Consider the following 1,356-nt stretch of genomic DNA (forward strand, 5'->3'; position numbering starts at 1 on the left):
CCGGCCTTCTGACGCATGCGCGAATGGGTGTTGCCGGTGGTGGCGTCTGCACCCTGAAGCCAGAACGGCACGGGGTATGTGAGGGAAACCTCATGCATGCTCACGGTTTCGGTGTCGCTCACGCGAGTCCGAGGCTTTGCAGGCGTGTCGGGTTGCTGGATTTGTGCTTCGGCGAAAATGTCTGGCGGCGTGGTATCCAGCACGGCGGGACGGATCGCATCCTGCGGAATGGTAAATGTTGCCCCGCGCTTTTCGAGAAAATCTATGCAGCGCCAGAACCACATGTATTTTTTGCTGTATGGTTGTTTGTAGTTGGAGGTCGTATTGAATTCTGTCTGCATGTACCTGATGATGTCGTGACCGCGATTGTCCTTTTTTGAATGATCTACACCGTTCTCGAGGAGGAAGAGGACGAGTTTGTAATTTTCTTGAATAGTAGCGCTCATTGCATATGTCCTGCCAAACCAGTCAATATAATACATGTCGCCGCCAGCTTTCAGCAATGTGGCAAACGCTGGTATGCAAACAGGGCAGAGGGCTTCTTTCATTGGAGGCGATTTGTATTTTCCCACTCTCAGATTCGGATCTCCTTTGCCGACTTCTAACGTCATGGATACGTATTCTGTACCAATATTTGGGGCCTCTCGTGTGACGAAGTGCATAAGCGAATTGTCAAATGATGGATTTTGCTGACGCCATATCTTGTTCGGATCCGCGCCGAGTTCGAGCAAGCGGCGGAAGCCGTCCTTGTTGGGGTGCAGGACCACCCACGCAGGTACGGTAACGCCGTATTCCCCCGTGGCGTTGGGGTCTGCTCCGGCGGCGACCAGTTTGTCCATGGCTGCGATGTCTCCCTTTTCCGCGGCCTTGGCCAAGGCTTGTGCCTGCGGGTTGCCGGGAAACATGTCGCTGACGGTCATGTGCAGCATCGGTTTGGGCCTGCTTGGCTTTCCGGCGGCGCTGCACGCAGTGAGCGGGAGAATGATCAGAAACGTCACCAGCAGAGTCTTATACATGCCCATAGCTACTTCTTTGTTGGGGAATCAAAGGCAGGATGTATGCCACATTCACGACACCAGTGGCGGCCAGTGTCGAGGCACATCCGCCTCCAAGGGAGTGCGAGTAACGTGTGGCTGCAATGATAATCGCAGGTATGTCACTATGGATTCCCTTGAAAAAATATGGATGACATGCCTGCGCGGTGTGCAGTCTACGGCATGGGCGTCACGTTCATGCCAGGCTCCAGCCTGATCCGCTCGATGCCTTGCAGAGCCGCCGTGCGATAGCGTTCTGCATCAGCGGGCGAAGCATTGCGCCACCCCTGGTACACGGTCACGAAGGTGCTCTTGAGCACGC

The 1,356-nt window shown here is 54.9% G+C and carries 1 protein-coding gene; it reads right to left on the minus strand.

The window, feature by feature from the left end; translation table 11 throughout:
• Nucleotides 1-1,016 (minus strand): ankyrin repeat domain-containing protein (locus FVW27_RS15845; RefSeq protein ID WP_167126964.1); only part of this gene is annotated, 1,016 nt, incomplete at its 3' end.
• Nucleotides 1,017-1,356 lie beyond the last annotated feature (340 nt).

The organism is Nitratidesulfovibrio liaohensis, assembly GCF_011682075.1.
Lineage (GTDB): Bacteria > Desulfobacterota > Desulfovibrionia > Desulfovibrionales > Desulfovibrionaceae > Cupidesulfovibrio > Cupidesulfovibrio liaohensis.